The sequence below is a fragment of the Pseudomonas sp. UMAB-40 genome (genome assembly GCF_900095275.1).
GTDB classification, from domain to species: domain Bacteria; phylum Pseudomonadota; class Gammaproteobacteria; order Pseudomonadales; family Pseudomonadaceae; genus Aquipseudomonas; species Aquipseudomonas mandelii_B.
Map to the genome: position 1 here is coordinate 46,079 of NZ_LT607557.1, position 14,529 is coordinate 60,607.

At 60.7% G+C, this 14,529-nt stretch carries 12 protein-coding genes; 9 read left to right on the top strand and 3 right to left on the bottom strand.

Annotation, left to right across the window (positions count from 1 at the left end; translation table 11 throughout):
* Window positions 1-1,351 (bottom strand): retention module-containing protein (locus tag K0F88_RS32335; protein ID WP_257605243.1); only part of this gene is annotated, 1,351 nt, incomplete at its 3' end.
* Window positions 1,352-1,941: 590 nt separating this feature from the next.
* Here K0F88_RS32335 and K0F88_RS11435 point away from each other — a divergent pair.
* From K0F88_RS11435 to K0F88_RS11445, 3 genes are read left to right on the top strand one after another with little or no spacing between them, the layout of a single operon-like run.
* Window positions 1,942-3,300: a TolC family outer membrane protein gene (locus tag K0F88_RS11435; RefSeq protein ID WP_094468564.1), complete on the top strand. Its 1,359-nt coding sequence runs from the start codon at window positions 1,942-1,944 to the stop codon at window positions 3,298-3,300.
* A gap of 18 nt (window positions 3,301-3,318) precedes the next feature.
* Window positions 3,319-5,478 (top strand): type I secretion system permease/ATPase, encoded by a 2,160-nt coding sequence (locus K0F88_RS11440; protein ID WP_094468565.1) that lies wholly within the window; start codon window positions 3,319-3,321, stop codon window positions 5,476-5,478.
* Window positions 5,479-5,487: 9 nt separating this feature from the next.
* On the top strand, window positions 5,488-6,855 hold the full coding sequence (locus K0F88_RS11445) for an HlyD family type I secretion periplasmic adaptor subunit (protein WP_094468566.1): 1,368 nt from the start codon (window positions 5,488-5,490) through the stop codon (window positions 6,853-6,855).
* Between the two features lie 145 nt (window positions 6,856-7,000).
* Here K0F88_RS11445 and K0F88_RS11450 read toward each other — a convergent pair whose 3' ends face one another.
* Entirely contained in the window at window positions 7,001-7,597 is a 597-nt protein-coding gene (locus K0F88_RS11450) for a tRNA-uridine aminocarboxypropyltransferase (RefSeq protein ID WP_219095139.1), read from the bottom strand.
* 4 nt (window positions 7,598-7,601) lie between these two features.
* Entirely contained in the window at window positions 7,602-8,495 is an 894-nt protein-coding gene (locus K0F88_RS11455; RefSeq protein WP_219095140.1) for a LysR family transcriptional regulator, read from the bottom strand.
* A gap of 344 nt (window positions 8,496-8,839) precedes the next feature.
* Here K0F88_RS11455 and speB point away from each other — a divergent pair, with 344 nt between their 5' ends.
* The 6 genes from speB to K0F88_RS11485 all read left to right on the top strand — a co-directional run bounded on the left by speB (window position 8,840) and on the right by K0F88_RS11485 (window position 14,375).
* A complete protein-coding gene (speB, locus tag K0F88_RS11460) occupies window positions 8,840-9,790 on the top strand; it encodes an agmatinase (protein ID WP_010462004.1) in 951 nt (316 codons plus the stop codon).
* Between the two features lie 9 nt (window positions 9,791-9,799).
* Entirely contained in the window at window positions 9,800-10,207 is a 408-nt protein-coding gene (locus K0F88_RS11465) for a nuclear transport factor 2 family protein (RefSeq protein WP_219095141.1), read from the top strand.
* Between the two features lie 54 nt (window positions 10,208-10,261).
* Window positions 10,262-11,773, top strand: a complete 1,512-nt coding sequence (locus K0F88_RS11470; RefSeq protein ID WP_219095142.1) for a cytosine permease — start codon at window positions 10,262-10,264, stop codon at window positions 11,771-11,773.
* A 104-nt stretch (window positions 11,774-11,877) separates the two neighbouring features.
* A complete protein-coding gene (locus K0F88_RS11475) occupies window positions 11,878-13,257 on the top strand; it encodes a sodium:solute symporter (protein WP_219095143.1) in 1,380 nt (459 codons plus the stop codon).
* Between the two features lie 85 nt (window positions 13,258-13,342).
* A complete protein-coding gene (locus tag K0F88_RS11480; protein WP_094468573.1) occupies window positions 13,343-14,068 on the top strand; it encodes an MBL fold metallo-hydrolase in 726 nt (241 codons plus the stop codon).
* A 55-nt stretch (window positions 14,069-14,123) separates the two neighbouring features.
* The gene (locus K0F88_RS11485; RefSeq protein ID WP_094468574.1) at window positions 14,124-14,375 is read left to right on the top strand and encodes a phosphopantetheine-containing protein; all 252 of its coding nucleotides are present in this window, start codon (window positions 14,124-14,126) and stop codon (window positions 14,373-14,375) included.
* The last annotated feature ends 154 nt before the right edge of the window (window positions 14,376-14,529 follow it).

The following is a 14,529-nucleotide window of genomic DNA, read 5'->3' on the forward strand; positions in this document are numbered from 1 at the left end:
CGCCTTCAACGTTGAGGCCGCCGAGGGTGACCGGATCATCGTTGTTGTGGATTTCCAACACCAGGTTGGCGGTGCTGGTGTCGCCATCGGCATCCGTCAGGGTGTAGGTGAAGGTTTCGGTGCCGCTGCCACCGCCGTGCAGCGCCTTGAAGTCGGCGTCGCTGGTGTTCAGCGTGTAGGTGTAAGTGCCGTTGGGATTGAGCACCAAGGTGCCGTATGTCCCGGTGAAGGTGCCGCCGATGATCGGCCCGCTGTTGGGGCCGGTGGGAATGCGGTCAGCGCCTTGCGAGTCGTTGGGCAGCACGCTGCCGGTCAGGGTCAGCAGGGTTTCCGAGGCGGTACTGGCGTTGGTGTCATCGACCGCTTTGGGCACGTCGTCGGTGATGTTGACGTCCAGCGTGCCGGTGGCAGTATCGCCATTGGAATCATTAGCGACGACGGTGAACTGTTCGCTGAGGTTGTTAGCCCCCTCGCCGGCCGAATGGGTGTCGTTGCCGACCAGGGTGTAGCTGTAACTGACCACGCCGGTGGCCGGGTTGTAACCGGTGATCGTCAGGGTGTTGCCCAGTTGTGTGGTGATCGACTGCGGGAAGCCGACAGCCACCCCGCCCGTGATCACATTGATCCCGCCGATGCTCAGGCTGGTCAGCCCGTCGGGCGCAGACACGGTGAAGGTGCCGTTCTGGATCAGCGCACCCGGATTGCTGGCAGAACCGTCGGCGAGGTTGGCTTCGTTGAGGGTCAGTTCGCCCCCCGCCACCGACAGGCCCGCGAGGGTCACCGGATTGTTGGGGACGTCAGGAACGATGGGGGCCGCGATTGCATTGTCGCCGTTGTCCAGATCACCGGCCAAGCGTTCCAGCGGAAATTCGGGAATGCCGTTGAAGCCTGCGGTGGGGAAGCCAATGGTGGGATCGACCCGCCCGCCCACTTCTTCGAGCATGACGAAACTGTGGCCGCCGCCCGCCGCTCCACCGGGTGCACCGGTCGATGTAGGGCCGGCCGCCGTGGCTTCAGCCGTTTGAGTCGGGTCATCGCCGGCAGCGATGGCTTTTTGCAGTTGCTCGACATCGGTCAGTTGCGCCTGAGTCGGCGTCACCGCTTCAGCGGTATCCACATGGGGCGCCTGATGCGCCAGTAGCTGGGAGGTCATTTGCAGGCTGCTACCCCGCCCGAGGGTCAGTTCCTGGCCATTTTGCAAATGCACGGCCACCGCGCCTTCGGCCCCGGTGATCAACTGGTCGCCGGCGAACAATCGATCGCCCTCGACCAGCGCACGTCGTGTGCCGCCGCTCGTTTCCGCGAACACCTGACCAATGACTTTACTGACGATACCGATGAGCGTTGCCATGTGCATTTCCTCCGCTGCCAACCGCTGTCGGCACCCTGTTTGTGCGAAGAACGTGCTCATGGTTGAAGCAGGTTGCCTGGCGGATCGCCTGCGAGGTGCGTTTACCCAAGTAAGCCGCTGCCCCGGCGATAGTCTCGCCAAGCGTGTCGCTCGTGGGCAATGTGTCCGTTTTTTGAAAAACCCCAATTTAATCAACAACCTTGGGGGTCCAATCGCAGCCAAATTGCCTTAAGTGCGATGCGTAACGATTTTGAACCTGTAGAGCGACAAAAAACTGTCGCCTCAAAACCGTATCGCTTCCCTCCCCTCCAGCACTTCTCCGCCCTATGTCGATAAGTGGATGGAACTTTCCTTGAACCCTCGAATGCTCCCTAGAGCTCGTGAATCAAGGGCTTTCAGAGTGAACAATGTGCTGGATTTTGCAGAGCGCATAAGTTTTTTTTGGAATAACCCCTATGAAAAAAATTTCTTAGCTACGCTCTAGAATGTTCTTAGCTACGTTGTTACAAGCATGAAACGGTTTTGCCTATAAATGTCGTCAAATAATTGGCGACTGATAAAGAACCATCAGGAATCAGGGAGATGTACCTATGCGCGTTTTAACCCCCCTTTGCAGCGCAATTCTGCTGGCCATGGCCTGCACATCCCAGGCCCAAGCCATATCGTTGACCGAGGCGATCCAGAGCACCATCGCAACCCACCCGGAACTGGCCTCGCGCGTAGATTCGCGCCTGTCCGCGGATGAGCAAGTCAAAGTCGCGAAGGGGGGCTTTTATCCATCAGTTGATCTGAACGCCGCCTACGGGCGCGGGTACAGCGATAACACCAACACCCGGGCGTTCGGCAATCACGACACCAGAATCCTCACCTACACCCAATCGGAGCTGCGCCTGCGGCAGATGCTGTTCGACGGTTTCAACACCGCGAATGAAGTCGAACGCACCAAAGGAGTCGTAAACTCCCGAGCCTATTACGCTCAAGGCACCGCACAGGATTTGGCATTGCGCACCATCGAGGTCTACCTCGAAGTGCTCAAGCGCCGCGAACTGGTGACCCTGGCCACGAACAACCTGCAGGCTCACTTGCGGGTCAACGACCAGATCGGCCTGCGCACCCAGCGTGGCGTCGGCAGCAACGCCGACTCCGATCAGTCCAGCGCTCGCCGGGCACTGGCGCAAAACAACCTCGACACCGCCGAAGTCGATCTGGCCGATGCCGAGTCGAATTTCGCCGCCGTTGTGGGACGCCTGCCGGATGAACTCGAAGCCCCGCCGTCGATCCGCGGCGAACTGCCCGCCACGCTGCCGGAAGCTCAGCAGAGCATGGTGGAAAACAACCCGTACCTGAAATCCGCCCAGGCTGACGTGCAATCGGCCGAGAGCCAGTACGAAGTCGCCAAGTCGCCGTTCTATCCACGTTTCGATGCCGAAGCCGCGGTGGGCGCGAACAATAATGTGCAAGGCGATGAAGGCCACGATAACGAATGGCGCGTGGGCGTGGTGATGAACTACAACCTGTTCCGCGGCGGCAGCGACAAGGCTCGCCTTGCTTCCGATGCGCACCAGATCAACCAGGCGATGGACATCCGCAACAACGCCCTGCGCCAACTCAACGAGAACATCCACCTGGCCTGGAACGCCATGGTCAATGCCAAGAAACAGACCCCGACTGCGCGCGAATACGCCGATACCAGCCGGCGCGTGCGCCTGGCGTATCAGGACCAGTTCGGCCTCGGCCAACGCACTCTGCTCGACTTGCTCGACAGTGAAAACGAGCTCTACAACGCCAACCGTCGCTACACCGAAGTGCGCTACACCGAGGAATACTCGATGTACCGCGTGCTGGCGAACATGGGCGAGTTGCTGAGCAAGCAACGGGTGGTATTGCCCGCCGATGCGATCGCCTCCACCGAAGTGAAAAACGAAGCCCGTTTGCCTGAACTGAAGTAGGCCTGTGGAGAGATCAATTTGACCAGCATGGAACCCGGCAACACCGGTGTCGATCCGCGCCTGAGCTTCGATGACCCGCTACTGGACGGTCTGTTGATCCTCTGCAAACTCCACGGCGCGACAGTCAGTCGCGCCAGCCTGAGCGCCGGGCTACCGCTCAACAAACAACGTCTGAGCCTGGACCTGCTGCCTCGTGCAGCAGCGCGGGCCAGCTTGCAGGCGCGGGTGCTGCGCCGCGAACTGGCGGACATTTCCGCGCTCAACCTGCCTGTGATGCTGATCCTCAACAACGGCCGCACCGCCATCCTGCGACGTTTTGGCGATGACGGCCGGTTGCTGATCCTGCCCAGCGAAGCGGACGGCGGCGAACAATGGGTCAGCCGTGAAGAACTGGCCGAAAATTACAGTGGCCAGGCCTTGTTCGCCCGGCCACGCCATGAACTCGAAGACTTGCGCTCGCCGCTGGTGCCGCGCGTGGAGGCGTGGTTCCGCGACACTTTGAAGCTGTCGAAATGGCTGTACAGCGATGCGATTCTGGCGAGTTTCCTGATCAACCTTTTGGGGTTGATGGTGCCGCTGTTCGTGATGCAAACCTACGACCGCGTGGTGCCGAACCAGGCCACGTCGACCTTGTGGGTGTTGTCGATCGGCTTGCTGATCGGCACCGGTTTCGAACTGGTGCTGCGGGTAGTGCGCGCGCACTTGCTGGACACCGCCGGGAAGAAAACCGACGTAATTCTTTCCGCGACCTTGTTCGAACGCATCACCGGCATGGCGATGAAAGCGCGGCCGGCGACCATTGGCGGTTTCGCCCAGAGCATCCATGACTTCCAGGGCCTGCGCGAATTCCTCACCGCCGTCACGCTGACCAGCCTGATCGACCTGCCCTTTGCCGTGCTGATGCTGGTGGTGATCGGCCTGCTCGGCGGCTGGCTGGTGGTGATTCCATTGCTCGCCTTTCCGATTACGATCATTTTCGCGATGGTGATTCAGGTCCGCCTGCGCGATACCGTGCAGAAAAGCCTGAGCCTCGGCGCCGAACGCCAGGCCTTGCTGATCGAAACCCTCGGTGGCCTGGAAACCCTGAAAGCGTGCAGCGCCGAAAGCGAACGCCAGCACAAATGGGAAAGCACCCACGGCGCCCTCACCCGCCTCGACAGCCATGCGCGCAACCTCTCGGCACTGGCGACCAACGGCACGCTGTTCATCCAGCAATTCTCCGGCATGGCGACCATCGTCGCCGGGGTCTACAGCATCATCGCCGGCAACCTCAGCGTCGGTGCGCTGGTGGCGACCTACATGCTCGGCAGCCGTGTGCTCGCGCCACTGGGGCAGATCGCCGGTTTGATCACGCGCTACCAACAAGCGCAACTGACGATGAAAAGCACCGATGCGCTGATGTCCTTGCCGCAAGAGCGCGACGCCAACCAGCGGCCGCTGGAGCGCACGCAGTTGCAAGGCGCGATGGATGTCAGCGGCGTGACCTTCCACTACAACGGCCAGAACGCCCCGGCCCTGTCCAATGTCAGCTTCAGCGTCAAACCCGGCGAACGGATTGGCATCATCGGTCGCAGCGGCTCGGGCAAAAGCACCCTGGCGCGATTGGTGATGGGGTTCTATGCACCGGAAGAAGGCCAGTTACTGCTCGATGGCCTGGACTTGCGGCAACTCGATGTCGCCGACCTGCGCCAGCAAATCGGTTACGTCGCCCATGACCTGCCGCTGCTGGCCGGCAGCCTGCGCGACAACTTGACCCTGGGTGCGCGTTACATCAGCGATTCACGGATGCTCGAAGTCGCCGAACTGACCGGTGTCACCGAGCTGGCGCGCCAGCATCCGCAAGGTTTTGACCGGCCCGTGGGCGAACGCGGGCAGTTGCTGTCCGGCGGTCAGCGTCAGGCGGTGCTGCTGGCCCGGGCCTTGTTGCTGGATCCGCCGATCATGCTGCTCGACGAACCCACCAGCGCCATGGACAACAGCAGCGAAGATGTTTTGCGGCAGAAACTCCACGGCTGGGTTCAGGGCAAGACCTTGCTGCTGGTGACTCACCGCACCTCGATGCTCAGCCTGGTGGATCGGCTGTTGGTGCTGGATAACGGGCGGATCGTTGCCGACGGTCCGAAAGAAGCGGTCATCGATGCACTGCGCAAGGGCCGTGTCGGCTCTGCGGCTGTCTAGGAGCTACTCATGGCCCGTTCATCATCCGACACGCCACAAGACCGGGGCTACTTCGGCAGCTTCGGCAAAACCGCCGAGAGCGAATTCATGCCGGAAACCGCCGGCGCTTCGCTGCAGGATTCTCCGCGCTGGTCGCGAATCACCGTGTGGCTGGCCGCAGCCTTGCTGATTACCGCGCTGGTCTGGGCCAAGTTTGCGGTGCTGCAAGAAGTCACCATGGGCGAAGGCAAGGCGATCCCGTCGAGCAAGGTCCAGGTGATCCAGAACCTTGAGGGCGGCATCGTCACCGAGATCTTCGTGCGCGAAGGGCAAATGGTGAACAAGGGCGACACCTTGCTGCGCCTCGATGACACTCGATTCCTGTCAAATAAGGGCGAAAGCGAAGCGGATCGTTACGCGTTGACCGCACAGGTCGAACGCCTGTCGGCCGAAGCCGAAGGCCGGCCGTTCAAGCTGTCGCCGGAGGTGATCGCCAAGGCGCCGCAAGTGGCCGAGGATGAGCGCTCGCTGTATGAACAACGCCAACGTCGACTGGCCAGTGAGCAACGGACGCTGAGTGAACAACTGCGGCAGAAAACCCAGGAACTGGCGGAATTTCGCTCCAAGCAGGGGCAGTTCAGTTCGAGCCTGGCCTTGCTGCAACAAGAGATGAACATGTCAGCGCCACTGGTGGGCACCGGGGCGGTTTCACCGGTGGAAATCCTGCGGCTCAAACGCAGCGCCGTGGAGATTCGCGGCTCGTTGAACGCCACGACGCTGGCGATTCCCCGGGCGGAATCGGCGATCAATGAGATCAAAAGCAAGATTGATGAATCGGAACAATCCTTCCGCTCGGACGCGGCGAAAGAGCTGAATGAAAAACGCACCGACCTGTCGAAAATCACAGCGTCGAGCATCGCCATCGATGATCGCGTGACCCGCACCACGGTGGTGTCGCCGGTGCACGGGATTATCAAAGTGCTGAAGGTCAATACCATCGGCGGCGTGGTCCAACCGGGCAGCGACATGGTGGAAATCGTCCCCATTGAAGACAACCTGCTGATCGAAGCCAAGGTGCGGCCGCAGGACGTGGCGTTTCTACATCCGGGGCAGAAAGCGATGGTCAAGTTCAGTGCTTACGACTACACGATTTATGGCGGACTGACTGCCAAGCTGGAGTTGATTGGTGCGGACACGATTACCGATGACAAGGGCAACAGCTTTTATCTGATTCAGGTGAGGACCGACAAGAATCACTTGGGCGGGGATGTGAAGCCGTTGCTGATTATTCCGGGGATGGTGGCGACGGTGGACATCATTACCGGGGAGAAAAGTGTGCTGGATTACCTTTTGAAACCGGTGTTGAAAGCGCGGACCGAGGCGATGCGGGAAAGGTAGTCTCTTGCCGGAATTGTTGGTGTTTTTGCTGTCGTCTTCGCGGACAAGCCCGCTCCCACAGTGTTCGTGGTGTTCACATCTTTTGTGTACAACACAAATCCTGTGGGAGCGGGCTTGCCCGCGAAGAGGCCCTCACAAACACCGCCTATTTCGGCCCATGATTGCGCTGAAAAACCTCTTCCCCCATCGCCGCAATCTGCCCCTCGATCAACGCCTCGAACGGTTTTAACAAGGGTTCAAAAGAGGCCGGCGCTTCCAGCGTCTGCAACGCCTGAACAATCGCTTCCACTGTCGACAACGCTCCTGGCCCGGGGGCTTTGCGCAGTCGATATCGAGACACGCCGCCATCCACCAACGTCACCCTCGGCAACGCCGCCAGCAACGGATTGAGGTGCAACATCTTGCGCGCCTTGCGCCAGGTGCCGTCCGGGACGACCAGCAGCAGCGGCTCTTCATTCGTGGTGTACGCCTGCAACGGCTGCGCTTCGTCGGCCGGAAACAACAACCGCGCCTGATACCCCGGCGGGTTCAGCAGCGCCGCTAGATCCTCGAATACTTCCCCCACAATCAACTCGGCATTCTTCAAGCCCAACGCCGCTAAACGCGCGGTGTTCAGCGCATGATTCACTTCGCTCGGATGCTGCAACAGCAACACCCGGGTGCGGCTATCGAGGCTCGGGATCAGCGGGCACAGGCAATGGGTTTGTGGGCGCAGGCAGCGTGGACACTGGATTCTGGACATGTTCTCAGGCCTGGTTCAGTTGTGCTTTGAGCAGATCGCGGAAGGTCTGGATCAGCGGCTCGCGGCTGCGGCCACGACGCACGATCATCGAAAACGGCGCCTGATAACCAAACGTCGCCGGCAGCAGGACGCGCAAGTCGCCCTTGTCCGCCCAAGCCTGGGCGTAGTGCTCCGGCAGGTAGCCGATGTAGGCGCCCGAGAGCACCAAAATCAGCTGCGCTTCCATACTTTCTACGGTGGCGGCACTGTGTTTGAAACCATGGCGCGCCAGTTCGGCCTGGCTCCAGTAACCACGGCCGACCATGCGCTGCTGGGTGATGACTTGCTCGGGGATGCGCCGCTCGGTGAACAATGGATGACGGCTGCTGCAATACAACCAGTGTTGTTCGCGGTAGAGCGGCATGTAGACCAGGCCGCTCATGCGCGTGGAAAACGCACCGATGGCCAGGTCGAGACGGTTGTCCTGGACGCCGAGCTGCAATTCGTAGGGGCTCATGACCGACAGGTGCAAATGCACGGCCGGGTGTTCCTGGCTGTAGGCGCCGATGGCTTCGGCGAACGGCAAGGCCTTGTCGCTGACGGTGGAGTCGATCACCCCAAGGTTGAGGGTGCCGCGCAGTTCGCCCTTCAACGCCGCCGCGTATTGTTCGAAGCCTTCAAGCTCGCCCAACAGACGCAGGGTTTCCTGATGGAACAACTCGCCCTTGCTGGTCAGGCTGAAACCACCGCGACCGCGATGGCAGAGCACCAGGCCGAGGGCGGATTCGAGCTGGCTCATGTAGGTGCTGATGGCCGAGGTCGAGAGGTTGAGCTCTTGCTGGGCATTGGCGAACCCCTGATGACGGACCACGCTGACGAAGATGCGTAACAGTTTCAGGTCGGGTAAAGCGTTGGCCATGGGGGCTCTCCGTCTGTCGCTTTTGTGGCTAGGGAGCTTGCTCCCGCTGGGCTGCGAAGCGGCCCCAAAATCATTCACCTCGTTGTGTCAGACGGACCGCATGAGGGATTTTACGACTGCTGCGCAGCCGAGCGGGAGCAAGCTCCCTCGCCACTGGGGCTCTGTACACGCCGACAAGTCTATCTGTGCGCTCCGCATTAGTTTAGAAAAATCTGAACTAAGTATTTGCCCGTAGCGATTCTTCCCGGTCACTACATTTCGCAGAATCGGCCCCCAACGGTGCCCGAACCTCCCCGGAGCGGCGCAACCGACATAAATAAAACAACGACGATGAGGCCTTACCCGTGGACAAGATTCTTCACCAACCACTGGGCGGCAATGAAATGCCGCGCTTCGGCGGCATCGCCACCATGATGCGACTTCCCCATTTGCCTACCGCTGCCGGTCTGGATGCTGCCTTTGTTGGCGTGCCGCTGGACATCGGCACCTCGCTGCGCCCCGGCACCCGTTTCGGACCTCGCGAAATCCGCGCTGAATCGGTGATGATCCGTCCGTACAACATGGCGACCGGCGCTGCACCGTTCGACTCGCTGTCGGTGGCCGACATCGGCGACGTGGCGATCAACACGTTCAACCTGCTGGACGCCGTGCGGATCATCGAAGAATCCTACGACGCCATCCTCGAACACAACGTGATCCCGCTGACCCTGGGCGGCGACCACACCATCACCCTGCCGATCCTGCGTGCCATTCACAAGAAGCACGGCAAGGTCGGCCTGGTGCACATCGACGCTCACGCTGATGTGAACGATCACATGTTTGGCGAGAAAGTTGCCCACGGCACCACCTTCCGTCGCGCGGCTGAAGAAGGCCTGATCGACTGCGATCGCGTGGTGCAAATCGGCTTGCGCGCTCAGGGTTACACCTCCGAAGACTTCAACTGGAGCCGTAAACAAGGCTTCCGTGTGGTTCAGGCTGAAGAGTGCTGGCACAAATCCCTGGCCCCGCTGATGGCTGAAGTCCGCGAGAAAGTCGGCGGCGGCCCGGTGTACCTGACGTTCGACATCGACGGCATTGACCCGGCTTGGGCGCCAGGCACCGGCACCCCGGAAATCGGTGGTCTGACGACCATTCAGGCGATTGAGATCATTCGCGGCTGCCAAGGCCTCGACCTGATCGGCTGCGATCTGGTAGAAGTCTCGCCCGCTTACGACACCACCGGCAACACCTCGCTGCTGGCCGCCAACTTGCTGTACGAAATGCTCTGCGTACTGCCGGGCGTGGCCCACCGCTGAGGATCGGTCATGAACGAACGTGATCAGGTGTTGAACGCCGCCGCCGATCTGGTGACGGCGTTTGCCCGTAACGATCGCGAAGCCTACTTCGGCGCGTTCAGCGCCGACGCCAGCTTCGTCTTCTACACCCTCGAACAGCCCTTGCTGTCGCGCGATGCCTATCAGGCGTTGTGGGACACCTGGCGCGCCGAGGATGGCTTCGAGGTGCTTGCGTGCACCTCGAGCAACGCTTTCGTCAGCCTGCAGGGTGACGTGGCGATTTTCATCCATGACGTAGCCACCGAGCTGCGCATGCAAGGGGAGCAACACTTCAGCCAGGAGCGCGAGACGATTGTGTTTCGCCGACAACAACAAGGCCTATGGCTGGCCTGCCACGAACATTTGTCCGCGATGCCGGAAGGGCTGCCACCCCCTTAGCCAAACAGGTGACGCTCACACACGATGAGCGCGCCTTTATGATCGGAGCTGATCATGAATAACAACAACAAAGACCAAAGCCTTACGCACATTGAAACCTACGGGGTCGAACAGATCCCGGACAACGAACGCACCGCAGGCCCGACGGACTTGTTCCGGATGATCTTCGGCGGTTCCAACACCTTTGCCACCGCCGTGCTCGGTAGTTTCCCGGTACTGTTCGGCCTGTCTTTTCAGGCCGGCGTCTGGGCAATTGTGCTGGGCGTGCTGCTGGGCTCGCTGATCCTCGCGCCAATGGGCCTGTTCGGGCCACTCAATGGCACCAACAATGCCGTGTCTTCCGGTGCGCACTTCGGCGTGCACGGGCGGATCGTCGGTTCGTTCCTGTCGCTGTTGACCGCCATCGCCTTCTTCTCGCTCTCGGTGTGGAGCTCGGGTGATGCGCTGATCGGTGGCGCCAAACGCCTGATCGGCCTGCCGGAAACCGACCTGACCCTGGGCCTGGCTTACGGTCTGTTCGCGATCCTGGTGCTGACGGTCTGCATTTATGGCTTCCGCTTCCTGTTGTGGGTCAACAAGATCGCGGTGTGGAGCGCCAGTCTGTTGTTCCTGCTGGGCATCTTCGCCTTCGCCGGGCCTTTCGATGTGAACTACGCCGGCACCGTGAGCATGGGTCAACCGGGTTTCTGGGCAGCCTTCATTGGCGCTGCGCTGGTAGCGATGAGCAACCCGATTTCCTTCGGGGCGTTCCTCGGTGACTGGTCGCGTTACATCCCGCGTGACACCTCCAAGCGCCGGATCATGGCCGCCGTGGTGATCTCGCAGATCGCGACGTTCATTCCGTTCCTGTTCGGCCTCGCCACCGCCACCATCGTGGCGATCAAGGCACCGGACTACATCGCGGCCAACAACTACGTCGGCGGTCTGCTCGCGGTTTCGCCGAGCTGGTTCTTCCTGCCGGTGTGCCTGATCGCGGTGATCGGCGGCATGTCCACCGGCACCACCTCGCTGTATGGCACCGGACTGGACATGTCCAGCGTGTTCCCTCGGGTGCTGTCGCGGGTCAAGGCGACGCTGCTGATCGGGGTGATGTCGATTGCCTTCATCTTCATCGGGCGCTTCGCGGCGAACCTGGTGCAGAGCGTGTCGACCTTCGCTGTGCTGATCATCACCTGCACCACCCCGTGGATGGTAATCATGATTATCGGTCTGCTGGTGCGTCGCGGCTTCTATTGCCCGGATGACCTGCAAGTGTTCACTCGCGGCGAGAAAGGTGGCCGCTACTGGTTCACCCACGGCTGGAACTGGCGTGGGCTGGGTGCCTGGATCCCGAGTGCTGCGGTCGGTCTGTGCTTTGTAAACCTGCCGGGGCAATTCGTTGGCCCGCTGGGCGAACTGGCGGGCGGTATCGACATCAGCCTGCCGGTGACCCTCGGCCTGGCGTCGCTGGTGTATCTGACGCTGCTGAGTCTGTTCCCGGAACCGGCTGCGGTGTTCGGGCCGAATGATGCACGCAGCAAGGGCACGGATTCGCTCGGTAAACCGGCGATGCGACAAGCCGCCTGATCAAACGCATTACCTGTGGTCAACGCATTACCTGTGGGGACGGTTTGTCCACAGGGATTGATTTTTCGCCTCACCATAAAAAAGACAATCGGAGACACGCCATCATGGCTTTGGATTTATTCGTCGTACTCATCTACGCCGCCGCGATGCTGATACTCGGCTACTACGGCATGCGCAAGGCCAAGACCAACGAAGACTTTTTGGTCGCCGGTCGTAACCTCGGCCCGAGCCTGTACATGGGCACCATGGCCGCTACCGTTCTGGGCGGCGCGTCCACCGTGGGCACCGTGCGTCTGGGTTATGTTCATGGCATCTCCGGTTTCTGGCTTTGCGCCGCACTGGGTTGCGGGATCGTGGCGCTGAACCTGTTCCTCGCCAAACCGCTGCTGAAACTGAAGATCTACACCGTTACCCAGGTGCTGGAAAAACGCTACAACCCAATGGCCCGCACTGCGAGCGCGGTGATCATGCTGGCGTATGCGCTGATGATCGGCGTGGTCTCGATCCTGGCCATTGGCACCGTGCTGCAAGTGCTGTTCGACCTGCCGTTCTGGCTCTCGATATTGGTCGGCGGTGGCGTGGTGGTGATTTATTCGGCGATCGGCGGCATGTGGTCACTGACCCTGACCGACATCGTCCAGTTCGTCATCAAGACCGTGGGCCTGATGTTCATCCTGTTGCCAATCTGCCTGTACCGCGTCGGCGGTTGGGATGAATTGGTGTTGAAACTGCCGGCAACCGCCTTCAGCTTCACCACCATCGGTTGGGACACGATCATCACCTACTTCATGATCTACTTCTTCGGGATCCTGATCGGCCAGGACATCTGGCAGCGTGTGTTCACCGTCAAGAGCGCCAAGGTTGCACAGGTCGCCGGTACATTCGCAGGCTTCTACTGCATCCTTTACGGACTGGCCTGCGCCCTGATCGGCATGGCCGCTCACGTGCTGATCCCGGACCTGGACAACGTCAACAACGCCTTCGCCGCCATCGTCAAACTGTCCCTGCCGGACGGTATCCGTGGCCTGGTGATCGCCGCTGCCCTGGCGGCCATGATGTCCACCGCCAGCGCCGGCCTGCTCGCCGCCGCCACCACCCTGACCGAAGACCTGCTGCCGAAACTGCGTGGCGGTAAACAGTCGAGCCTGGGTATCAACCGCCTGTTCACCCTGCTGACCGGCATCGTGGTTCTTGGCATCGCGCTGGTAGTCAACGACGTGATCAGCGCGCTGACCCTGGCCTACAACCTGTTGGTGGGCGGCATGCTGATCCCGCTGATCGGTGCAATCTTCTGGAAACGCGCAACCACCGCCGGCGCCATCGCCAGCATGGGTATGGGTTTTGCCACCGCGCTGCTGTTCATGATCAAGGACGGTATGGACGCCAACACTCCGATCTACTACAGCCTCGGCGTGGGTCTGGTGAGCTTCGTGCTGGTCAGCTTGCTGTCCCCTCGTCCGGCAACGGTGGCCAGCGCCGCCTAAGCTGAACATAACGACTTGATGCTTTCTTCGACGGGTGTGGCGTCGGTTGCCACACCCGTTTTTTTTCGTCTGGAGAAAACCTTTGATGAAGATTGTTTCTCGCGATCAGTGGTTCGAGGTCAAACAGCTCAGTGACGGCATTCGGCTGATTCACGAGCCTTACATCCGGCCTTTCTATCGCTGCAACCTCTGGCACATTCAGGGCCGCGACAAGGACTTGCTGCTGGACAGCGGTTCCGGGCTGGTGAGCCTGCGTGAACAGTTGCCGTGGATCACCGAACGGCCGTTGGTGGCGGTCGCCAGTCATTGCCATTTCGACCACATTGCCGGGCATCACGAATTTCCGGAACGGCTGGTGCATCCGGCCGAGGCCGACATCCTGGCGGCACCCGACGGCGAAAACGATTTGAGCCGGGCGTTTGTCGGTGACGAGATGTTCGAGGCGCACCCGGACTGCCCATTGTGCTACGCCGAATATCGAGTCAAAGCCGCACCGGCCACGGGGATGATTGAAGAAGGCGATGTGCTGGATCTGGGCAATCGCGTGCTGCAGGTGCTGCACACGCCGGGGCATTCACCGGGCGGCATCAGCCTGTACGAGGCGGCAACCGAGACGCTGTTCAGCGGCGACATTATCTACGACGGCCCGCTGATCGCAGACGCCTACCATTCCAATCTCGACGACTACGCTCGCAGCCTGCAGCGTTTGCGCGGGTTGCCGATCCGCACGGTGCACGGCGGGCATTTCGGCAGTTTTTCCGGGGAGCATTTGCGCACGATGATTGACGAGTGGCAGCGCTCACACGCCTGAAGCCTGCTGTACTCAAGCCCAGGGACAACAACAATGACGCCCTCGAAGAACCACCATGAAAAGAGCTGCCGTTCGTGCCGCCGTGCATCGCTTCATCAGTCGTCTGCTGGAGGGTCAGGATGACTTCGACGACAACGCCAGCCTGGCGCAGTTGGGATTGGATAAACAGGATATCGAAGAGCTGATCTTCCATCTGGAGGATGAGCTGGGGTTGACGGCGTTTACGGCGGAAGAAGACCGGATGCTCAAGGAGGCCAGGACGGCGAATGATTTGAGTCGGTTTTTGGTGGAGATCGGGCGGCATTGAGTACGAATGCCAAGCGCGCGCTCGTGGTGAACTGTGGCGAGGGAGCTTGCTCCCGTTCGGCTGCGCAGCATGTTCCGAGTATTCCCTGACAATTCTGAGGCTACCAAGGGGCGCTGCGCGCCCCAGCGGGAGCAAGCTCCCTCGCCACAGAGGA